Origin of the sequence: Parabacteroides vesiculifaciens, from assembly GCF_049860805.1 — a bacterium.
GTDB lineage: Bacteria > Bacteroidota > Bacteroidia > Bacteroidales > Tannerellaceae > Parabacteroides.
The window spans coordinates 5,028,753-5,050,149 of record NZ_CP187555.1; the positions used below are offsets into that span (position 1 = coordinate 5,028,753).

The 21,397-nt window shown below is 50.5% G+C and carries 11 protein-coding genes; 9 read left to right on the forward strand and 2 right to left on the reverse strand.

Annotation, left to right across the window (positions count from 1 at the left end; translation table 11 throughout):
* Window positions 1-219: 219 nt before the first annotated feature.
* The 7 genes from ACPYIV_RS20215 to ACPYIV_RS20245 all read left to right on the forward strand — a co-directional run bounded on the left by ACPYIV_RS20215 (window position 220) and on the right by ACPYIV_RS20245 (window position 8,525).
* Window positions 220-636 carry an ISAs1 family transposase gene (locus tag ACPYIV_RS20215; protein WP_293734260.1) on the forward strand — a complete coding sequence of 139 codons (417 nt, stop codon included), beginning with the start codon at window positions 220-222 and terminating at the stop codon, window positions 634-636.
* A gap of 32 nt (window positions 637-668) precedes the next feature.
* The gene (locus ACPYIV_RS20220) at window positions 669-899 is read left to right on the forward strand and encodes a hypothetical protein (protein WP_425886541.1); all 231 of its coding nucleotides are present in this window, start codon (window positions 669-671) and stop codon (window positions 897-899) included.
* Between the two features lie 267 nt (window positions 900-1,166).
* Window positions 1,167-3,074 carry a 1-deoxy-D-xylulose-5-phosphate synthase gene (dxs, locus tag ACPYIV_RS20225; RefSeq protein WP_293734258.1) on the forward strand — a complete coding sequence of 636 codons (1,908 nt, stop codon included), beginning with the start codon at window positions 1,167-1,169 and terminating at the stop codon, window positions 3,072-3,074.
* 29 nt (window positions 3,075-3,103) lie between these two features.
* Entirely contained in the window at window positions 3,104-4,441 is a 1,338-nt protein-coding gene (gene trkA / locus ACPYIV_RS20230) for a Trk system potassium transporter TrkA (protein WP_293734257.1), read from the forward strand.
* Window positions 4,442-4,526: 85 nt separating this feature from the next.
* Window positions 4,527-5,060: an IS66 family insertion sequence element accessory protein TnpB gene (gene tnpB, locus ACPYIV_RS20235; RefSeq protein WP_336527059.1), complete on the forward strand. Its 534-nt coding sequence runs from the start codon at window positions 4,527-4,529 to the stop codon at window positions 5,058-5,060.
* Between the two features lie 61 nt (window positions 5,061-5,121).
* A complete protein-coding gene (tnpC, locus tag ACPYIV_RS20240; protein ID WP_425884005.1) occupies window positions 5,122-6,702 on the forward strand; it encodes an IS66 family transposase in 1,581 nt (526 codons plus the stop codon).
* A gap of 368 nt (window positions 6,703-7,070) precedes the next feature.
* Window positions 7,071-8,525, forward strand: a complete 1,455-nt coding sequence (locus ACPYIV_RS20245; protein ID WP_293734256.1) for a TrkH family potassium uptake protein — start codon at window positions 7,071-7,073, stop codon at window positions 8,523-8,525.
* 371 nt (window positions 8,526-8,896) lie between these two features.
* On the opposite strand, the gene ACPYIV_RS20250 is transcribed toward ACPYIV_RS20245, so the two are convergent.
* Together ACPYIV_RS20250 and ACPYIV_RS20255 are read right to left on the reverse strand one after the other, a co-directional pair.
* Complete coding sequence (locus ACPYIV_RS20250) at window positions 8,897-11,902, reverse strand: hypothetical protein (protein ID WP_425884828.1); 3,006 nt, start codon at window positions 11,900-11,902, stop codon at window positions 8,897-8,899.
* 167 nt (window positions 11,903-12,069) lie between these two features.
* Entirely contained in the window at window positions 12,070-12,876 is an 807-nt protein-coding gene (locus tag ACPYIV_RS20255; protein ID WP_301705052.1) for a DNA-binding domain-containing protein, read from the reverse strand.
* Between the two features lie 466 nt (window positions 12,877-13,342).
* On the opposite strand from ACPYIV_RS20255, the gene ruvA reads away from it, so the two are divergent.
* The gene (ruvA, locus tag ACPYIV_RS20260) at window positions 13,343-13,936 is read left to right on the forward strand and encodes a Holliday junction branch migration protein RuvA (protein ID WP_301705053.1); all 594 of its coding nucleotides are present in this window, start codon (window positions 13,343-13,345) and stop codon (window positions 13,934-13,936) included.
* Between the two features lie 6 nt (window positions 13,937-13,942).
* Entirely contained in the window at window positions 13,943-21,394 is a 7,452-nt protein-coding gene (gene sprA, locus ACPYIV_RS20265; RefSeq protein WP_425884831.1) for a cell surface protein SprA, read from the forward strand.
* Window positions 21,395-21,397 lie beyond the last annotated feature (3 nt).

Consider the following 21,397-nt stretch of genomic DNA (forward strand, 5'->3'; position numbering starts at 1 on the left):
CAACCACTGATTATAAAGTCACTGACACCGATTACAGAATTAGCAGGCACTTAAGAAAGAATTATTCGGGACAAAAACGGGTTTTTCTCTCCATAGAAATAAAAAATTGTAACTGCTGGATTTATAATCTCGTGAAATTCCGTTCAATGGGGTTGCTTCGGCGTACCCTCTGAGCCTACCCTCTGCCGCATCGGGCAGAGTATTGACGAAAATGGGCTTATTTCCAGGATGACAGCGTTCTCGGAAGCCTTTGTCAGGGAATTGCCAAAGAAAAAGGGCGATGCTCCCGACATCATCTGTGTCGACGGGAAAGTTATGAGAGGCACGCTCCAGAGCAACGGCCGCAATCCGGACATAGTGTCGGCGTATTCCCCACGGGCTGGAATAACGCTGGCCACAGAGGCCTGTGACGAGAAGAGCAACGAGATTAAGGAAGTCCCACGGCTGATAGAACGCCTTGACCTTATTGGCAAAGTGGTGACAGCTGACGCCATGGCGATGCAGAAGGGGATAATCGACGCCATCAGGCGCAGAGGAGGCGACTTCATCATTGAACTCAAGGGCAATCAAAGTACTTTGCGATACGGTATCGAGGACAAAATCAAATCAGCATTTCTATCCAGACGTTTACCGTAGGCCCCGTACTCGAGTACAGCAGAGTCGAGACAATGACGTACCGCATCTATAATGGACTGGAACTCATCGCGGACAAGGAGAAATGGAGAGGAGACCTCACTGTCTTACCATTTGTTGCAATACAACATCTTTTCCATGAACTGATCATGGCAATGGCTGATTTCTTCGGATTGGCAAATGAGGATATCTATGATGCGATGATTAACAGATCGGATGAGATGAGCCATATTTGTGATATTTACAAATGGAAACTGGCAAGTTGAATTTGCGAAACTTGAATAATGTAATAAGCAAATTTTAAATCGTCATTTTTCGGTAAAGTTAAATCACCATCTAACAATAGAGACTATCGGTTTATACTATTGATTACATTTTAATGTTGGTCATGAGGGTGTGTCAAAACAGATGCATCCTCCGGTCCGCTGACCCGGAAGATGCGTTTTAATTGTGTCATAGTGCTAAAGAATGACATACTAAAACTATATTATCTCCCGTTAATTCTTTACATTTGCCACAAAATTATAGCGGTTATGACAGAATGCAAGGATGAACACATATTAAGTTCCATTGATAACCCGGAGGATCTGCGCAAGTTGTCCCCCGATAAATTAGGAGAGGTATGTGCAGAGTTGCGTCAATATATAATAGATGTACTATCGGAAAACCCCGGGCATCTCGGGGCAAGTCTCGGTACGGTAGAGCTGACGGTTGCACTACACTATGTTTTTAATACTCCCTACGACCGGATTGTCTGGGATGTGGGGCATCAGGCGTATGGGCATAAAATACTGACAGGACGCCGGGAAGCGTTTCATACGTTGCGGAAGTTTAAAGGGATCAGTGGTTTCCCTAATCCTCAGGAAAGTCCTTATGATGCGTTTGTCGCAGGACATGCTTCAAATTCCATTTCGGCGGCGATGGGGATGTCGGTCGCTTCTGCCTTGAAGGGAGAGAAGGACAGGCACGTGATAGCTGTGATCGGCGATGGGGCCATGACGGGTGGTCTGGCGTTCGAGGGGCTGAATAATGCGTCGGCCAATCCGAACAATCTGCTTATCATTCTCAATGATAATGATATGGCCATAGATAATGCGGTCGGTGGGTTGAGCCAGTACCTGGTGGATATCACAACCAGCCAGACGTATAACAAAATGCGTTATGATGTATATCGCGGGTTGCGTAAGATGAAGCTGATCAATAATGATCGCCGGGGGAATATCCTTCGTTTCAACAATAGCCTGAAAGCATTACTCACGCAGCAACACAACTTGTTCGAGGGATTCAGCATCCGTTACTTCGGCCCGATCGACGGGCATGATGTCGATTATATGATCAAGGTGCTGAACGATATAAAAGATATGGAAGGGCCGAAGTTGTTGCATATCAAGACAAAGAAAGGCAAAGGATTCAAGCCCGCCGAAAAGTCGGCGACGGAATGGCATGCTCCGGGCCTGTTCAACAAGGAAACTGGAGAACGGATTATTGTCCACAAGCTGAACGAACCTCAGCTTTACCAGGATGTTTTCGGGCATACCCTTGTCGAATTGGCCGAACAGGACGAACGGATCGTGGGAATTACCCCTGCCATGCCGACTGGTTGTTCCATGACCTATATGATGAAAGCGTTCCCGAAGCGGGCGTTCGATGTCGGGATTGCCGAAGGGCATTCGGTAACTTTTTCCGCCGGGCTTGCCAAAGAGGGGATGATCCCTTTTTGTAATGTCTACTCTTCTTTCATGCAGCGGGCATATGATATGGTCATACATGATGTCGCCCTGCAAAACCTCCACATGATAATCTGCTTAGACCGTGCCGGCTTAGTGGGCGAAGACGGGGCGACGCACCACGGTGTATTCGATCTCGCTTACCTGCGTCCGGTTCCGAACCTGGTTATCTCGTCCCCTTTGAACGAACTGGATTTACGCAACCTGATGTACACCGGGTACAAGGAAAGTAACGGCCCGTTCGTGATACGTTATCCGCGCGGTAAGGGAGAGATGGCGGATTGGAGGAACGAGATGCATGCCTTGCCGATCGGAAAAGGCAAGAAGCTCCGTGAGGGGGATGATATCGCGATCCTGTCGCTCGGTCCTATCGGTAACGAAGTGATAAAGGCAATAAAGGAGGTAGAGGGCGACGGCATATCGATCGCCCATTACGATATGATTTATTTAAAACCCTTGGATGAAGAACTGCTGCACGAAGTCGGTAAGAAGTTCAACCGTGTCATCACTGTTGAAAACGGCGTGATCAGAGGCGGATTCGGCAGCGCCGTATTGGAATTTATGGCAGATAACGGTTATACCCCGCAGGTAAAGCGGATTGGTGTGCCGGACGAGTTTGTCGAACATGGCCCGATCCCGGAGCTGTATAAACTCTGTGGCATGGATGCCGGAAGTATTGCAGGAGAAATAAAAAAGATGGTTATCGGAGGATAATATATCCTCATCATTAATCTCTATATAAAATGAAAATTATCATAGCCGGAGCCGGTGAAGTAGGAACCCACCTGGCAAAAATGTTATCACAGGAGAAGCAGGACATTATCCTGATGGATCCGAATGAGGAACGTTTGAATTTTAATAATTCAAGCATGGAGATCCTGCCGATGGTAGGTAATCCGACCTCCATCCGGGACCTGGAAGAAGCCGGTATCAGGAAGGCCGACCTGTTTATCAGTGTCACGCCGGAGGAAACGACCAATGTAGCAGCCAGTATTCTGGCTTCCAAATTAGGAGCCCGTAAGACGTTGACACGTATCAACAATTACGAATATCTGCTCCCCAAAAACAAGGAACTGTTCGAGAAGATGGGTATCAATTCCATGATCTACCCCGAAATGCTGGCCGCCAAAGAAATCGTGACGGCAGTCAAACGTCCGTGGACACGCCAGTATTGGGAATTATTCGGAGGCGCCCTGATCCTGCTCGGCGTGAAGGTGCGGGATAACTCCCGGCTTGTGAACAAACACCTGTCCGAACTACTGAACGAACAGAAGCTCTACCACATCGTTGCCATCAAACGGCAGAACGAGACCATCATTCCCCGTGGTACGGATCGTATCGAATCGGGAGATATCGTTTTCTTTACGACGACCAAGGGCCATATCGAGGATGTCCGGTTGCACGCCGGCAAGCGCGACCCCGAAGTAAAGAAAGTCATCATCATGGGCGGGAGCCGTATCGCGATCCGCACTTGCCAGTATCTCCCGAACAATATCCGTGTAAAGGTAATCGAGACGAATAAGGATAAGAGCCATCGCATTGCCGAGGTCGTCCCCGGAAATGTGCTGATCATCAACGGGGACGGGCGCGACACCGACCTGCTGATGCAGGAAGGGATCAAGGACGCCCAGGCTTTCATTGCGTTGACGGACAATTCGAGCACGAACATCCTCGCCTGCTTAGCCGCCAAGCGCGCCGGTGTGTTCAAGACCATCGCCAAGATCGAGAACATCGACTACATACCATTGGCAGAAAGCATGGATATCGGTTCGGTGATCAATAAGAAACTGATTGCCGCCAGCCATATCTACCAGTTCCTGTTGGATGCGGACGTGTCGAACGTGAAATGCCTTACTTTTGCCAATGCGGACGTGGCGGAACTCGTTGCCCGCCCCGACTCAAAGATTACCCGCAAGCAGGTAAAAGACCTGAACCTCCCGAAAGACCTGACGCTGGGCGGATTGATCCGTGACGGCGAACCGATGATGATTAAGGGGGATACACATATCCAAGCCTACGACCACGTTGTCGTGTTCTGTTTAGATACAGCCATGCGTAAATTGGAGGACTACTTTAATTAATATGTAAGCATCCGCCCCAGTACATCCTCCTCTAATTATATGTGCTCTTTATCTTTGTTCCGAAAAAACAAAAAAAAGGACTCAGATGAAAAATCGTGAAAAAGAAATCTTTGAAAACGCCCAATTGTTATCAATGTTGTCAGAACCGGGTGAACTGAATGAAATAACCTTCGAGTACCTGCGTTACCAATCGGGCGGTGCGGTCCGCTTCAGGATTCACCATTACCGCTTTTCTCCGGAGAGCTTGGGCATTTATAACGTATCCGATCTTGTCAAAAGTAAAGAAGACCGGCATTATGGCCTTCCCTCAACGGACCGTGTCTATTTGTTTCCCCTGAAGAATTTCCATGCCGGCATCCCGTGCCTTAGCGGCATCGTGAACAGCCGTTTGGGACATTATCCGAAAGAGGGGGAAATCTATGTCTTCATCAACGGCGGACACAAGCAGCTTAAAGTATATTACCTGTCCCCTAACCAGGAACGGGTTTACCTTTACCATCTTTCGGAAGGGACTTATGACCTTCCCCGGCAATTTGAAAAACAATCTTACGAACAGGTAAACCGTACCTCTCTCGTCCGGTTGCTCGATTGTCCGAAAAAAAGGCGTAAAAGCAAGTAATATATTTATAAATCAGTGCCATAATATCAAATATTATTCGTATCTTTATTACGTGAAAGAGATGAAAACAAAGACGGCAAATAAAGTCCCCGAAGTCAAGGTCCCGCTGGCCGATTACCAAGCGCTGCTTGCCCGACGCAAGGCGTTAGAGGAGGAGCGGATGCAATGGCTACTCGAACGTCAGCGCTTATTGGACCTGAACCAACAGTATGTGTGGGAGATTTACGACCTCAAACGCCGCCTTTGGAGTCCCAAAAGCGAAAAAAGACTTCCCCGGGATCCCTCCCAGTTGAATATCTGCTGGGAAACGCCGGTAGACTCGGCTCCGGTGGAAACCGTGCGTGAAAAAGCACGTGGGGAAGTAGAAAAGGAAGAGAAAAACTACTTGCATGATCGCGACGGGTTCAAAAAGAAGAAACATAAAGGAAATATCCGTAAGCCTTTCCCCCTGGATATTCCTCGGCGGCAGGAGATTCTGGACCCGGCAGGGGACTTGTCGTCTTGTCGCCATATAGGACAGGAAATCACGGAAAAACTGGAGATAGAAAAGAATGTGTATGTCCGTCAAATCATCCGCAACAAATACAAAACCCCGGATGGACGTATCCTGATAGCGCCCCTGCCGGTCCAAGCCATAGCCCACGCCAAGGCAGGCGCCAGCGTGTTATCCCATATCGCAGTGGGCAAATATGGCGACCACCTGCCTCTGTACCGTCAAATAGATATCTTCTCGCGCATCGGCCTTCACCTGCCGGCCTCGACGGTAAGCGACTGGTGCCTGTCCACAGCCCAGGAACTGGAACCAATCTACAACGAATTACGTGAAAAAGTCCGTTCCTCACGCTATGTCATAGCCGACGAAACTCCTTACAAAGTCCAGGGAAGTGACCGTAAGGGGAGCTTACACCAGGGCTACATGTGGAATTTCTACTGCCCGGAGGTGAAGAGCCCTTTTTTCGAGTATCATAAGGGAAGGGGGGCAAGTTGCATCGGGCTGTTGCTGGAGGGTGGGAAAGCAGTCCAAAGCGACGGTTATCAGGTATACGACATCTTTGACGACCTGCCCGGTTACCTGCATCTGTGCTGCTGGGCACATGCCCGCCGGAAGTTCAAAGAAGCCGAGAACAGCGATCCTCCCCGGGCGGGGGAAATACTTTCCCTGATCGGAAAACTTTACAAAACCGAATCCGAAATCAGGGAAAAAGAGCTTGAAGGAAATGCGAAAACGGCTTACCGCCAGGCGGAGGCTTATCCGGTATTGCAGGAAATAGAGGCATGGATCAAGAGTAACATAGGGCAGGTGAAAAGTGGCAGTCCGATGGACAAAGCCATGCAATACACTTATGCCCGTATGGAGCAATTATCGCTATACGTGACTAATGCCGACTTCCATATCGACTCCAACGCAGTGGAAAGAAGCATCCGTCCCCTAACCCTGAACCGTAAGAATACCCTTTTTTCAGGTTCCCACGAAGCCGCCCATGCCGCCGCCATTTTTTTCACACTGATCGGTTGCTGCAAAGAGAACAATGTCAATCCCGAAAAATGGATGCAGGACGCGCTCATCAGGGTGAAAGACGAACGCCTGGCAGTGGCTAACGACTACTCGAGCCTGCTGCCTTTCAACTGGAAAGATGCGTAATCCCTCCCATGACCAGGCCAAGGCACTGCTTCTTATGCTCTCAAACATGTAAAACGGCAAGTAATAATCGTCTAAAATATAGGATGGCTGGTTATAAATGCGTTCCTTTGCAACGTTGTCCGATGGGAACATCAAGGGGTGACTGGTGGCGGTTTATATGTAAAGACGAATTCTTTCACGTTTTGGGCACAAATAAACACGTACACGTTTGAAACTTTAATTATGAAAATTGGTAGGATGGGTTGTCGCTTGGTTCAGGCGGCAACCCTTGCTGCTTTTATACATATAGTCTTTACAAGCGAAGTTATAGCCCAGGATCCTACTGATTTGAATAAGGATGATGTACCGGGGCGGATGCTTACATTAATATGCTGAACATTCGCTTTATAATCAAGATGCTGGGGATGATGTTCATCCTCGAAACGCTGTTTATGCTGGCAGCAACGGCAGTCGCTTTTCTGTATAAAGGGAACGACTTCTATCCGCTCCTCCAATCGAGCGGTATCATGTTCGGAACGGGGCTTCTCTTTACGCTGATCGGGCTACGGGCTAACGAACATACGGCCGGGCGTCGCGAAGGGATGCTGACCGTCACGCTGACCTGGGCCCTTTTCTCCCTCTTGGGAATGCTGCCTTTCTATTTAGGCGGATATATAGATAACATTACGGATGCCTATTTTGAAACGATGTCCGGTTTCACGACGACAGGTTCCACCATCCTGACCGATATCGAAGCGCTTCCGCACGGGATCTTGTTCTGGCGGAGTCTCACGCAATGGCAGGGCGGCATCGGGATGATCGTCTTCACCGTCGCCCTGATGCCTATCATCGGCGGCGGAGCCACCCAGATGTTCAATGCCGAGACTCCGGGAATCACTCACGAACGTTTCCGTCCGCGCGTCACGCAGGTCGCCAAACGCCTTTGGGGCGTTTACCTGTTCCTGACCATCGTCCTCGTCGGCCTTCTGTGGGCAGGACCGATGGACTTGTACGACGCGGTCAACCACTCGCTCACCTGCATCTCCACCGGCGGCTATTCTACGAAGAATGCCAGCATCGCTTATTGGAACTCCGCCTATATCGAATATGTAATCACGATCTTCATGTTTATCGGGGCGACCAATATCACCTTGATCTACTTCTTCTTTAACGGAAAGCCCAAGAAGTTGTTTACCGACGAAGAGATGCGTTGGTTCTTCTGGTTCGTGGCGATCATTACGGCGATGTCGACTGCCTGGATCCTGTATAAAGGCATAGTGGGCGATTTTGCTACGGCTTTCCGGCAGGCGGTATTCCAGGTCGTGACATTGGTGTCGACCTGCGGTTTCGCGACGACCGACTATATCCCGTGGGGGCCGTTCTTCTGGCTTCTGGCACTTGTCTTGATGGTGGTCTGCGGTTGTGCGGGGTCTACTTGCGGAGGGTTGAAGATGGGGCGCTTTGTGATCCTGGCCAAGAACCTCTTCAATGAGTTTAAGAAGCAGACGCATCCGCATGCCATCATCCCGGTGCGCATGAACGGGCACGCCATTTCGGGGGATATCGTCCACCGGGTACTGGCGTTTGCTTTCGCCTATATCGCCCTGATCTTTGTCAGCTGCTTAGTGCTGATGATCGACGGGGTAGGGTTCGAGGAGACGATCGGCGCCACGATCTCGTCGATCAGCAATGTCGGGCCGGGACTTGGCAGCTTAGGGCCGGTCGGTAACTATGCCGATGTGCCGACGGTGTCGAAATGGTTCCTGTCTTTCCTGATGATGGTGGGACGATTGGAGATCTTTACGGTGCTGACGATCTTGTTGCCGGGGTTCTGGAAACAGTAATCGGTATGTTACTTTTGGCTTGATCCAAAAGTAACCAAAAGATCAAGGCTTAAGCTGGCGAGCTAATCCGTTCCCTTCGTTCGCTGTCGCATCTGAAACTCGCTGCGCTCAAACAGCAGATGCTCCGGGCGCTCACTACGGTCTCTGCGCTTAACGCTCACCAGCTTAGGCCGGAAATAGAGCCTGACGGCTCTGTTGAGGATTGTATGCCGGGAGACTTCCCCATAAGCTATGGTGTATTAAAAGCCCTGTAAGGGCGACATCTGTAATATCTTGTTATATAGAGGTGTCGCGCTTACAGGGCTTTTTGATGCTACTTTGTGTTCACCCTTTCAGAGTTCTGTCCTCACGTCAAGCGTGGGGACAGGGTCTTACCGTATCACTACTTTGTAGGTCTTACCGTCTATGCGGACGAAATAGACTCCTGCCTGTAGGTCGATCCTTGTGCTGCCGGTTATCCGTTGCAGCTTCTCCAGGTGGCCGGAGGGGGTGTAGATGGAGACGGGGGTTTCTTGCGGGGTGTATATATATAATGTATGGTCGAGGGCCTTCACCTTCACTTCGTCTTCGATCTCGGCGTTGGCGGTCGGGTCTTCGTTGGGGAAGATGCCGGTGATGCTGACGGCGATGTCTTCATAGACGTTCTTGATCCGGTAGCGGCCGGAGGCATCGGCTGTGAGCGTCTCGCCGCGGTCGGTGGTGACGATGGGGGCGGACTGGTCGTAGCCGGCATCGAGCGCCAGTTTGAACCGGAAGCTGTAGCCTTCCTCTACCGTATGATCGCCTGCCTTCGGGGTCAGGATCGCCCCTTCGACTGATGGGAGGGTGACGGTGTAGTAGGTTACGACTACGACGGGCGGGACGTAGGCATCTTTCAGTTCAAAGGGAATGTCGGTAAAGGTGGCCTCGTTTCCGGCAACGTCTGTGGCTTTGAGTGTCAGGGTGTGCTGCCCGGCCTTGTCAGTCACCGTGAAGCTGTGTTCGGCGGGTGCACCTGCTACGTTCTCCGTTACTTCTGCCGCCCCGTCTAAGCTGTAGCTGTAGGAGGCGATGCCGCTGCCTGCATCCGTCAGGGTGAAAGTGGCTTGGAGGTTGGAGACGACCGGGCTTCCGGGTTTCAGTGCAGGGGCGGAGACGTCCAGTTTCACGGTTTTTGAATGGGGGTATATATATCCGGTAGTTGTCCGGCGGAGGTTGTACGAGACCTCCTTTATCCCTTCGGTGGCCCAAGTGAAACTTGACGCATAGTCCTCGCTGCCAGCCTGTGCGATCTCGAATCCGGTAGGAGCGGTGAAAGTGATGCCGCTTGCATCTCCGTACCAATCGTTTGCACCGGGTTGTGCGAGCGTCAGGTCGATCTCTCCGGGATCTGTATCGACATAAGTAGCCCTTGTACCCTCCGTGAAGGAAAGTTTATATTTTTCTTTGGCCTCATCTTTCAGGGTCAACGTGTTCTGAACGATTATATGGCTGCCACTGGCTTCCTCCAAACCGAGTGCGCCGGTCAAAGGCTGATCTCCTTCGACTACTCCTCTCGAACTATAGAGGATGGGTTCGCCCCGGTAGAGGTATTGGTCCATTTTCGGGAAGATGGTCAAGATTATTTTTATTTTGCCATCTCCGCTGATATTTTCTTCATTTGTGATTTGACCGAATTTGATGATCGTGCCGTTATTGACGAGCTGCCCATCTTCCTCGATATTGATAGGCCCATAGTTTGTAAGCGTGACATCTGGATTGACGGTTAATGTCTGGTTGGCCGGAATCGTCAGGGTCTTGCCTGTTGGAACATCTGCATCGCAGGATAGGGTCGGATTGCCATAGACCGTCCCGTCCTTCCCTTCGAAGATGACACCTTGCCAAGATTTTTTCTTGTCGTCAGCGTTATCATCGATGCTGGTGGCGACGATAAAGGCATTGCCGCCGGTGCCGGTGGAGAAGGAGAAGGCATTTGCCTTTCTGTTGTTGCCGATACCCGCTCCTCGCGCCGTTTTGCCGGAACCGCCTATCGCAGTCACTGTCCCGCCGGAGATTGTAACTGCACATTTGCCATCATCGCCACTATTCTGTCCGGCATCGATCCCCGGAATGCCGGGAATAGGATCAGTGTAGTTATCATATCCCCGCCAGTTATTGTCGCCCCCGATGGCTATGACCGTTCCGCCTGTAATCGTGATTGTGCTTGCGCTCTTGACAAAGGAAGTACCGATGCCATTACCTCCATACAGGCAGGTGTATTGGTTCAGATACTTTTGAACTGTTCCAGTTCCACCTTTCGCCTCTACATTTCCGCCGGAGATCAAGATGTCGAACGATTTCCCGCCGCCTATGCCCGCTCCACCATATTCGTTTCCGTCGCCTCCTATTGCCGTTACGTCTCCCCCGGAAATCGTGATTTTTATCTTGTCCTGATTGTTGTCTTCCCATCCGATACCGGCACCAGCCCCAATGGGACATTTAGCCAAAACCTTTCCACCGCTGATTTCCACCTCTACCCCTTGGATACCGGGGCTTCCGCTTCCTTGTCTCTTGTCCATATCGCCATGCCCCCCAATAGCTTCTACATCTCCGCCACTGATCACTATCTTTTTGGCATAGATGCCGGGGCCTTGTTTATGATCCTTGTGTTGCCCTCCATTTGCTACCACGGTCCCGCCCGAAATCTGGATTAGTTCACACGTGTTACTTCCAAGGCCGACAGATCCTGTCGCTTTCACTGTACCTCCTTGGATGGTTAAATGGCGAGTATTGATAGCGGACATATTATCTCGATTTGCTGATGTTGATGGGCATACCGCCTCTATGGTTCCACTTTTGATCGTCAGGCTCCCCTCTCCGGATATGCAATTCCCCATTTTTTGCGCCCCACCGGACACATTTAATGATCCAGTTCCCCGGATGGTAAGCGAACCATTTTCTTGTATGAGTATGCCGGAATTGCCGGATATGTTTTCACTTATGCTACTATATCTGTATTTCCCCGCTTTTAACGTAGTGGTGTTTTTTAAAGTCAGTACTACGTTTCCATTCTTTTCTACCGAGAAAGGGCAATTCATTTGGACGGTACTACTACAAAAATAACTGCTAAGGTCGATAAATACTCCATCCAACGTGATATCATGTGTCCCGCTTGTGACGGAGATGCGATGCCCTTCTTCTGAAGTTCTCCCTGTAATGATATATGCCCCTTTATGGCTCGTTTCGTCTTGTGCGTCACCTTGTTTATATCCGTCAGCTGATATCGTGATACCACCATCGGCTATGTCGAGTGTCACCGGATCCGGGCCTTGCCCCCAGGCTGTCCCTACATAAAAAAGGGTAATGGTGAGCCATAGCCCCATTACCCTGTACATTGTTTTAAAAGCTGCTGTTTTCATTGCTTAATTGATTTTTATATGCTGTTTGTTCTGTTTCCATTGGTCGGATAGCCTTTTAGATGGTATGCCATCCCTTACCGTAGATAGGGGGCTATCCCTTCTAATAGATGGTACCCTATCTATGGTAAGGGATAGGGTATCATCTACGGTAAGGAATAGGGTGCCATCTATAGTTCGCCCGGCCGTTCTTCTTCACCGCCACTCGATATAGGCGTCCCGTCCGTGCACTTCAACTGTGTGTTACTGAAGGCGATGCGGGGCATTTTCAAGAATTGTCCTGCGCTTGTGCTTGCCCCTGCCTGCGTGATATGTACCAATTGGTACATCTTGTCCTTCACCAATCCGGCGGGAACCATGAACATAAGGCGTTTCGGCTCGTTGTTCAGGAGGGTGGCTACCTTGATGCGGGTGCTGTCGGCTGCGCCTACTTCCTGGAGGTAGATGCCGACCGTCGCGTCGTCGCCTTTGAGGGAGAGGTTCACGCCTTTGACTTCGAGTACTTGGCCGGAGGTGACGCTGAGGTTCACTTCGCCGTTGACGGTGTTGATGATGGTGTCCATCTGGGCGTAATGCTGGGCGGGGCCCATGTTTTCAACGATTGTTTCTTCCATCGCCTTGCGTACGTCCGGGCCGACGGCCATTGCCATCGTGACCTCGTGTTTGGGGCGTGTGAAGGGTTCGTTGGCCGAGTTGAAGACGCCTTTTGCTCCGGGGCGGAGGGTGAAGTAGTCGTAGTTCACGTTGTTGCCCTGCAAGGCCATGTCGATGCCTTTTTCGGCAACTAATCTGAAGTTGCGCATCAGTTCTTCGACGCTCTGGGTGGTGACGCCGTCCTTTACGACCAATTGACAGAGGTCGTTCAGGCCGTAGCTCATGCCACCGATGATGGTGAGCGTGTAGTCGTTCTTGTCGGCTGTCAGGCTGTTGGGGACTGTGTTCCCGCGCAGTTTGCCGGGTTTGACTGTTTTTGCCATGATGATTAAACTTAAAAGTTTGTACTAATGATTCTTTCCGTTTCAAAATGACTAATGAAAACGTACGTTTTTTTTAGTCATTTTTTTAGGGGTAAATCAAGGGTGTCACAGTCCGGGCAAAAATCTCCGATAAATGATGTAAAATAATGGTTAATAGCAATTTTCACCCTGTCTGTTTCTTTGATTTATGATTAATAATCTTACCTTTGCAAATGACTAAAAAAAACGTACGTTTTCATTAGTCATTTTGAAACAGCTCTCAAACCCTTATGAATACAGGGTTTTACTGTCTTTCTACCCTCTGTTTTTACCTATTTTTCCTGTTTTATAACTTGCTAATAATCAGCATCACGTTTTGCGATATTTTGGACTTTTTACGGAATTGTGCCAAAAAAGGGGGGCCGGATATACGCTTTTGTCTAATTTTGCGTTATAATAGGTACGAATCATAAAGACGTAAGACAGGATGATAGAATATATCAAGGGAGAGATAGTCGAGTTGACACCCGCCAGAATGGTTTTGGAATGTGCCGGAATTGGCTATGAGCTCAATATATCCCTGAATACATATACATTTTATAACGGAAAACCGAACGGGAAGATATACGTGTACGAAGTCATACGTGAAGATGCCCATCTGCTTTTCGGCTTTGCCAACCCGGAGGAGCGCGAACTGTTTCTGATGTTGACATCCGTCTCCGGCGTAGGCCCCAATACGGCGCGCATGATCCTCTCGTCCCTCTCGCCGGCCGAATTGGTGCGGGTGATCGACGATAAGGACGAAACAGCCCTGACATCTGTCAAGGGAATCGGGTTGAAGACCGCCCAACGCATCTTGGTAGACCTCAAAAACAAAGTGAAGCCGATCGAGGGAATGGCTGCTGCCGGTGCTATCAGATCATCTGCTACCGACACTGCCGTGGCGGAAGAGGCCGTATCGGCGTTAGTCATGCTGGGATTCCAGAAAACAGCTTCGCAAAAGGCTGTCAGGACAATCCTCAAAGGTTCGCCTGCTCTGGCTGTGGAGCAAGTCATTAAAACAGCCTTGAGAATGCTTTAATTTAACATGAGAAGGACACTAAAATTTATACTCTGGATAACGATTCTACTGTGTGGCGCAGGCTTGTATTCGATGAATGCGGATTTGCTGGCCTACGCGATGCCGATGCCGGATGCTGGACGACCGGTCGTGCCGGATGATACGGTGCCGAAGGTGCGCACCCGCTTCCCGGTAGCAAAGACCGTCCCCGAAGAATATCAGGACCTTACCAAGCAGTCGCCTGCCGACTTGAAGACACCGGACAATGTGAAGTCGGTGGTCGAGTACGACATCAGGACCGGGACCTACGTGGTCCGCACCCGGTTGGGCGATGCCGACCTGACTACCCCTATCTCGTTGACTCCCGAAGAATACCAGGACTACAGTTTCCGGAAATCCGTCCAATCCTACTACCGCCAGAAGAACGAGGAAGAATTCCAGAAGGCGGCCAATAAGCAGTTCAACCTGGCCGATATGCAGTTCAATATCGGTGCGGCTGAACGTATCTTCGGGCCGGGCGGTGTCAGGGTGAAGACGCAAGGGTCGGCCGAAGTGGAGCTGGGCTTGAAGCAGAACAAGACCAAGAACCCGTCACTGCCGGAGCGGGCGCGTAACCGTACGTTCTTCAATTTCGACGAGAGCGTGCAGCTCAACGTGCAGGCGTCGGTCGGCAGCAAGGTGAATTTCGATATGAACTATAATACCGAAACCTCTTTCGACTTCGACTCCAAGAAGCTGAAATTAGCCTATACGGGTGAGGAAGACGAGATCATCAAGTCGCTCGAAGCCGGTAACGTCAGCATGACGACCAGCAACTCGCTGATCAACGGTGGGGCCGCCCTGTTCGGAATGAAGGCGGACCTCCAGTTCGGGAAGTTGCGGGTGAATGCGTTGTTTGCACAGCAGGAATCGGAATCGAAAACGGTCAGCTCGAAAGGGGGCGTGCAGACGAAGCCGTTCGAGCTGACGATCGACCAGTATGACGAGAACCGCCACTTCTTCCTGTCGCACTATTTCCGCGACCGTTACGACGAGGCGGTGAAGAACCTGAACACGATCTCGTCGCCGGTCACGATCAGCAAGGTGGAAGTTTGGGTGACGAACAAGCGGGCGAACTATGACCAGGCGCGCAACGTGGTCGCTTTTGCCGACCTGGCCGAGCATAACAAGATTCTGAATACGGCGGTCGTATCTCCTTCGGGGGCACAGGCTATTCCTTATAATAATACGAATACATTATATAATACGCTTAACCAGCAATTCACCGGCGCACGTGATATCAGCACGGTGAACCAGGCGTTGGGGGGAACTTTCGTCAACGGTACGGAGTACGAGGAGGTCGAAAGCGCCCGTCTGCTGGATGAATCCGAATATACGGTTAACACGAAGCTGGGATATATCTCGCTGAAGACACAGTTGCAGGCGGACGAAGTGCTGGGTGTCGCTTACAACTATACCTATTCGAACGGGCAGACGTTCCAGGTGGGTGAGTTCTCGACCGACAATCCTTCTTCGGCAGCATCCTGCCTTTATGTGAAGTTGCTGAAAGGTATTACCATGTCGCCCGATATGCCTTTCTGGGACCTGATGATGAAAAACATCTATTCGCTGGGGGCCTATTCCGTCCAGAAGGAGAAGTTCAAGCTGAATATCATGTACCAGAGCGATACGACCGGCACATACGTCAACTATTTGCCGGAAGGGGCGATTGCCAACCAGATCCTGCTCAGGGTGCTGAACTTGGATAGCTACGACTCCAACAACCAGCCGCATCCGGATGGCATATACGACTTCATCGAGGGGGTGACTGTCCTGGCGGATAACGGGAAGATCATCTTTCCGAGTGTCGAACCGTTCGGCTCTTACCTGCGCCGGAAGATTAACAATGATGCGATTGCCGACAAATATGTGTTCCAGGAACTCTACGACTCGACGTTGACTGTCGCCCGCCAGATTGCCGAAAAGAATAAGTTCAAGCTGGAAGGGGAATATAAAGCCTCTTCGGGGGCCGAGATACAGCTCGGCGCCTCCAACGTGGCGAGGGGTTCCGTCAAGGTGACGGCCGGTGGTGCGATATTGACCGAAAATGTGGATTATACCGTCGATTATACTTCCGGTGTGGTGACCATCCTGAACGAAAGCATTATCTCGGCCGGTACGCCGGTCAGCGTCTCGCTGGAAAACCAGACGGCCATGAATATGCAGCGCAAGACGATGATGGGGCTTGACCTGAACTATCAGTTCAATCCGAACCTGATGGTAGGCGCCACCATCATGCACATGTCCGAAATGCCGCTGACAACCAAGACGACGATGGGTGATGAGGCCATCAAGAATACGCTTTGGGGGGTGAACATGGCCTACAAAGGCGAAAGCCAGTGGCTTACCAATATGTTTGACAAACTGCCGCTGCTGAACTTGAGCAAACCGAGCCAGATCTCCTTCAATGCGGAGTTTGCACACCTGATTGCCGGGCATTACGAGAACAAGAACACGGGTGGATATTCCTACTTGGACGACTTCGAGTCGACACAGAGTAATTTCGACCTCTCGGACCCTTATCCTTGGCAGTTGTCGAGTGTGCCTTATGACGACGGTACGCCCCAGTTATTCCCGGAGGCCGGGTTGACCAATCATATCGATTACGGGAAGAGCCGCGCTTTGCTTGCCTGGTACACGATCGACGGGTTGTTCACGCGGAAGAACTCCTCTTTGCGTCCGAACTATATCACGGTAGAGGATTTGTCGAACCATTATGTCCGCGCCATCGACTCGAAGGAATTGTTTCCGGAACGGCAGCAGAGCATGAGTGAAAGCAATACGCTGACGGTCCTGAACATGGCTTACTATCCTCAGGAACGCGGCCCGTATAACCTGGATGCCGACAATATCAATCCGGACGGGACGTTGCAGAATCCGGAAAAGCGTTTCGGGGGTATGATGCGTAAGATAGACCAAAGTGACTTCGAGACGGCGAATGTCGAATATATCGAGTTCTGGATGCTCGACCCGTTTATCTACAATCGCCAGACGTCGGGGGGCGAGCTGTATTTCAACTTAGGCGAGATATCGGAAGATATCCTGAAGGATGAAAAGAAGTTCTTCGAGAATGGGTTGCCGATCGATGGCGATACATCGAAGGTCGATTATACGGTTTGGGGTAAAGTACCCAAGCAACAGAGTACGGTTTATGCGTTCGACAATACGGCGGGTGCGCGTTTATTGCAGGATGTCGGCCTGAACGGCCTGTCCTCGGACGAAGAAAAGGAGTATCCGGCCTATCAGGATTATTTGAACAAGTTACGCCAGAAATTGAATGCGGCAACCCTTTCCGAGATGGAAGCAGATCCGTTGCAGCTCTCTCCGTTCTTTGATCCGGCGGGCGATAAGTTCCACTATTTCCGTGGCTCTGACTACGACAGGAACAAAGTGGATATCCTAACCCGTTACAAACGTTACAACGGGACGGAAGGAAACTCGAAAGATATCAACGATTCGGGCGAACGCTACAGCACCTCTTCCAAGACTGTGCCCGATGTGGAGGATATCAACCAGGATAATACGCTGAATAAGAATGAAAAGTACTTTGAATATAAGGTGAAGATCACTCCGCAGGATACGGTTGTCGGCGAAAATTATATTGCTGATAAGCGCACGTCGTTGGTAAGGCTGGCGGATGGGACGCAGGAATCCGTTACCTGGTATCAGTTTAAGATTCCGGTGAAACAGTACCAGCGTCGTGTGGGAGCGATCAATGACTTCAAGACGATCCGTTTCATGCGTATGTTTATGACGGGGTTCAAGGAATCGGTCGTACTGCGTTTCGGTACTTTGCAGTTGGTGCGCGGCGAATGGCGGTCCTATGAACAGGATTTGTCCGATCCGAAGATGCCGCCGGCCGTAAAGGGCAAGCTGGAAGTATCGACCGTCAATATCGAGGAAAACAGCGACAGGGACCCGGTCAGCTATACGTTGCCTCCGGGCGTCAGCCGCGTACTGGACCCGAGCCAGCCCCAGATTCGCCAGGAGAACGAACAAGCGCTTTCTTTAAAGGTGACGGATCTTGCCGCTCAGGATGCACGGGCTGTATATAAGAATACGAACTACGATTTGCGCCAGTATAAGCGCTTGCAGTTGTTTACGCATGCCGAGGCGCCGAAATTGGATGTAAACGATCTGGCGGATGGGGACCTTGCTGTCTTTATCCGTTTGGGATCAGACTATAAGAATAACTATTACGAATATGAAGTCCCGTTGAAGTTGACTCCGCATGGAGAGTATAACTATAATAATACGGAACATCAGCAGATCGTCTGGCCGGCAGAGAATATGTTGAACTTCCGCTTAAAGGTCCTGACAGACCTGAAACTGGAGCGTAACCGGGCGAAGCGTTCCGGCGAGAACGGGGTGTCTTTCCAGACAGTCTATTCGGGTAGGGACCCGGATAATACGGGTAACGCAATCCGTGTCAAAGGTAATCCGAGCCTCTCCGAAGTGAAGACGATCATGATCGGTGTGCGCAATACCCGGAGCAAGCTGAAGAGCGGGGAAGTATGGGTGAACGAATTGCGCCTGACCGATTTCAACGAAGAGGGTGGATGGGCTGCCAATGCGAATCTGAACGTCGCACTGTCCGACTTGGGTACGGTCAATGTGGGCGGACGTATCGAAACGGCCGGTTTCGGCGCTCTCGACCAGTCTCTGAACGAACGGCGGATGGAGGACTTCAAACAGTATAACGTGGCAACCTCCATCGAGCTGGGTAAGTTGTTCCCTGAAAAGACGCAGGTCAGCATCCCGTTCTATTATGCTTATTCCAAGGAAACATACGATCCGAAGTACAACCCGTTGGACCAGGATGTCAAACTGAAGGACGCTATGGACAACGCGGAGACGAAAACCGAGAAGGATTCGATCCGCAGTTATTCGCAGGACAGGACGGTTATCAAGAGCGTATCGTTTAATAATGTGCGTGTGAATATCAAGAGCAAGAACCCGATGCCTTACGATCCGGCAAACTTCACGCTCGGGTATTCGTACAGTGTTAATGATAAGAAGAATCCGGAGACGGAATATGAGACGACTAAGGACTACCGGGCTAATTTCGCCTATAGTTATGTCCCGTACGTCAAACCGATCAGGCCGTTCGATAAGTTGCTGAAGAAAAACAACGGCTATACGCGCTATGCCAAGCAGTTGGCGTTCAACGTAGCTCCGTCTATCAACTTCCAGACAGCCATGATGCGTAATTATTATGAAATAAAACTGCGTGACCTGACAGGGGCGGCGACCGGCGTCTCCAATGACATTCCGGTGACATTCAGCCAGAACTTCTATTGGGACCGTGCTTTCAGCCTGAACTGGGCCTTTACGAATAACCTTAACATTACATTCAGCTCCGGTACGAATGCCCGTATCGAAGAACCGTATGTGCAGGTAAATAAGGAACTCAACCCGGACGGTTACCAGTTGTGGAAAGACTCTGTGAAGAAGAGCATCGCCGACCTGGGTACCCCGATGAAATACGACCAGCAGTTTATGATGACCTGGCAGTTACCGTTGCAGCTTATCCCGGTGCTGGACTGGACAAATGCCTCATTGAGCTATAATGCCACTTATAACTGGGATCGCGGGGCAACAGTGAGCGAAGACATCGAGCTGGGCAATACGATCAAGAACCAGCGTCAGTTCGACTTGCAGGCGAACCTGAACCTCTTATCTCTCTACAACAAAAACAAGTATCTGAAAAAGATCAACCAGAAGTTCAATAACACCCGGGCTACGGCTAAAAAGCCGGAGAAGAAGAAAAAGCCGAAGCTGGAGAAGGAGATTGTCCTGAACCCGGACAGCGGTACGGTTGTCGAACATGGTATGTTCACGAAGAAGGTGCAGATCACGGCCCGGGGTGCGGACGGCCGCGTTTACAAGGTCAAGTTCAAACCGATCAACTTTGCGCAGGTAATGATCCTGAACCGCGATACGGCACATCTTAAACTGACGATCATACCGGGGCCGGCTCCTACGGAAGATTTCCTTTACAAAGCTGTCGAGCATAGCGCCCGTTTCCTGATGATGGTGCGCCGTTTCAATATCCAGTTTACGAACTCTGCCGGTATGATGTTGCCCGGTTTCCGTCCGGAGATCGGCGATATCTTTGGGCAGGGACGTTCTTCATTCGGCCTTTCTCCGGGTATTGGCTTTGCGTTCGGTGACGTGCGCCGCAGCTATATAGATGAGGCGTATGAAAAAGGTTGGCTGATCACCGATACGGAAAGAGATGTGAATGCTGTCGTCATGACCAGCACGAAGAATCTGAATATACGGGCAAGTCTCGAACCGATCACGGGGTTGAAGATCGACCTGACCGCACTTCGCAACGATACGCGCAATACGGAAATACAATTTATGTATGAAGGTATGCCGGAGATAATGGGGGGTAACTTCACCATGACGACAATCGCATTGGGAAGCGCTTTCGGTGGCACTGGCAATGCCTTGAACAACTATTCTTCGAAAGCCTTTGACAAGTTGTTGGCCAACCGTGAGATCATTGCCCAGCGTCTCGAAGGCAAGTATGCCGGCTTGAAATATCCGGATGTGGGCTTTATCCATGAGAAGGGGCTGGGAGGAATGCCCTATAATCCGGGAACCGATAACGTGAACGGTGTCAACCGGAACTCGGCGGATGTGCTGATTCCTGCATTCTTAGCAGCCTATACCGGGAAAGACCCGAATAAGGTGGGCTTGACGGCCTTCCCTTCGCTGAAGAGCTTGTTGCCGAACTGGCGTGTCACTTACGACGGTTTGGTCAAGATTCCGGCTGTCAAGAAATATTTCAAGAGCGTGACGTTGAGCCATCAGTATCGTTGTTCCTATTCGGTAGGTGCTTTCACTTCCTTCCTGAACTGGGTGGATGCCGGGCAGGACGGATTGGGATATATCCAGTCGATCCTGAACGACAACCCGACGCCTTCGTCTCCTTATTCGATTTCGTCTGTCAGCCTGACCGAAGCGTTCAGCCCTTTGCTTGGAGCGGATGCGACGTTGTTGAACAATGTGACAGTCCGGGCGGACTATTCGACTACGCGTAATTTGAGCCTGAATACGACATCCTACCAGTTGGTCGAAGCGCTTTCCAAGAAAGTGACCATCGGCCTGGGTTACAAACTTGCCGAGTTCAACAAAGTATTGAAGATGAAGAAGACGCGCGATTTCAGCAATGACCTGACCGTCCGTCTGGATTTCTCGTACAATAAGATGCAGTCGTTGATCCGCAAGATAGATACACAGTTGACGCAGGCTACCAGCGGTAATATTGCAAAGACAGTCTCGTTCTCGGCTGATTACGGTTTGAGCCGGGCTTTGACGATCCGTGCATTCTATGATATCCAGATTAACGAACCGCTGATATCGAGTGCTTCTTATCCGACTTCAAACTCAAACTACGGTATCAGCCTGCGGTTCTCTCTTGCACAATAGTTC

Bases quoted from the DNA above. Each gene is read 5' to 3' on its own strand.
- sprA (WP_425884831.1), top strand. From the start codon at position 13,943: ATGAGAAGGACACTAAAATTTATACTCTGGATAACGATTCTACTGTGT.
- tnpC (WP_425884005.1), top strand. From the start codon at position 5,122: ATGAAAACAAAGACGGCAAATAAAGTCCCCGAAGTCAAGGTCCCGCTG.
- tnpB (WP_336527059.1), top strand. From the start codon at position 4,527: ATGAAAAATCGTGAAAAAGAAATCTTTGAAAACGCCCAATTGTTATCA.
- dxs (WP_293734258.1), top strand. From the start codon at position 1,167: ATGACAGAATGCAAGGATGAACACATATTAAGTTCCATTGATAACCCG.
- ACPYIV_RS20255 (WP_301705052.1), bottom strand. From the start codon at position 12,876: ATGGCAAAAACAGTCAAACCCGGCAAACTGCGCGGGAACACAGTCCCC.
- ruvA (WP_301705053.1), top strand. From the start codon at position 13,343: ATGATAGAATATATCAAGGGAGAGATAGTCGAGTTGACACCCGCCAGA.
- ACPYIV_RS20250 (WP_425884828.1), bottom strand. From the start codon at position 11,902: ATGAAAACAGCAGCTTTTAAAACAATGTACAGGGTAATGGGGCTATGG.
- trkA (WP_293734257.1), top strand. From the start codon at position 3,104: ATGAAAATTATCATAGCCGGAGCCGGTGAAGTAGGAACCCACCTGGCA.
- ACPYIV_RS20245 (WP_293734256.1), top strand. From the start codon at position 7,071: ATGCTGAACATTCGCTTTATAATCAAGATGCTGGGGATGATGTTCATC.
- ACPYIV_RS20220 (WP_425886541.1), top strand. From the start codon at position 669: ATGACGTACCGCATCTATAATGGACTGGAACTCATCGCGGACAAGGAG.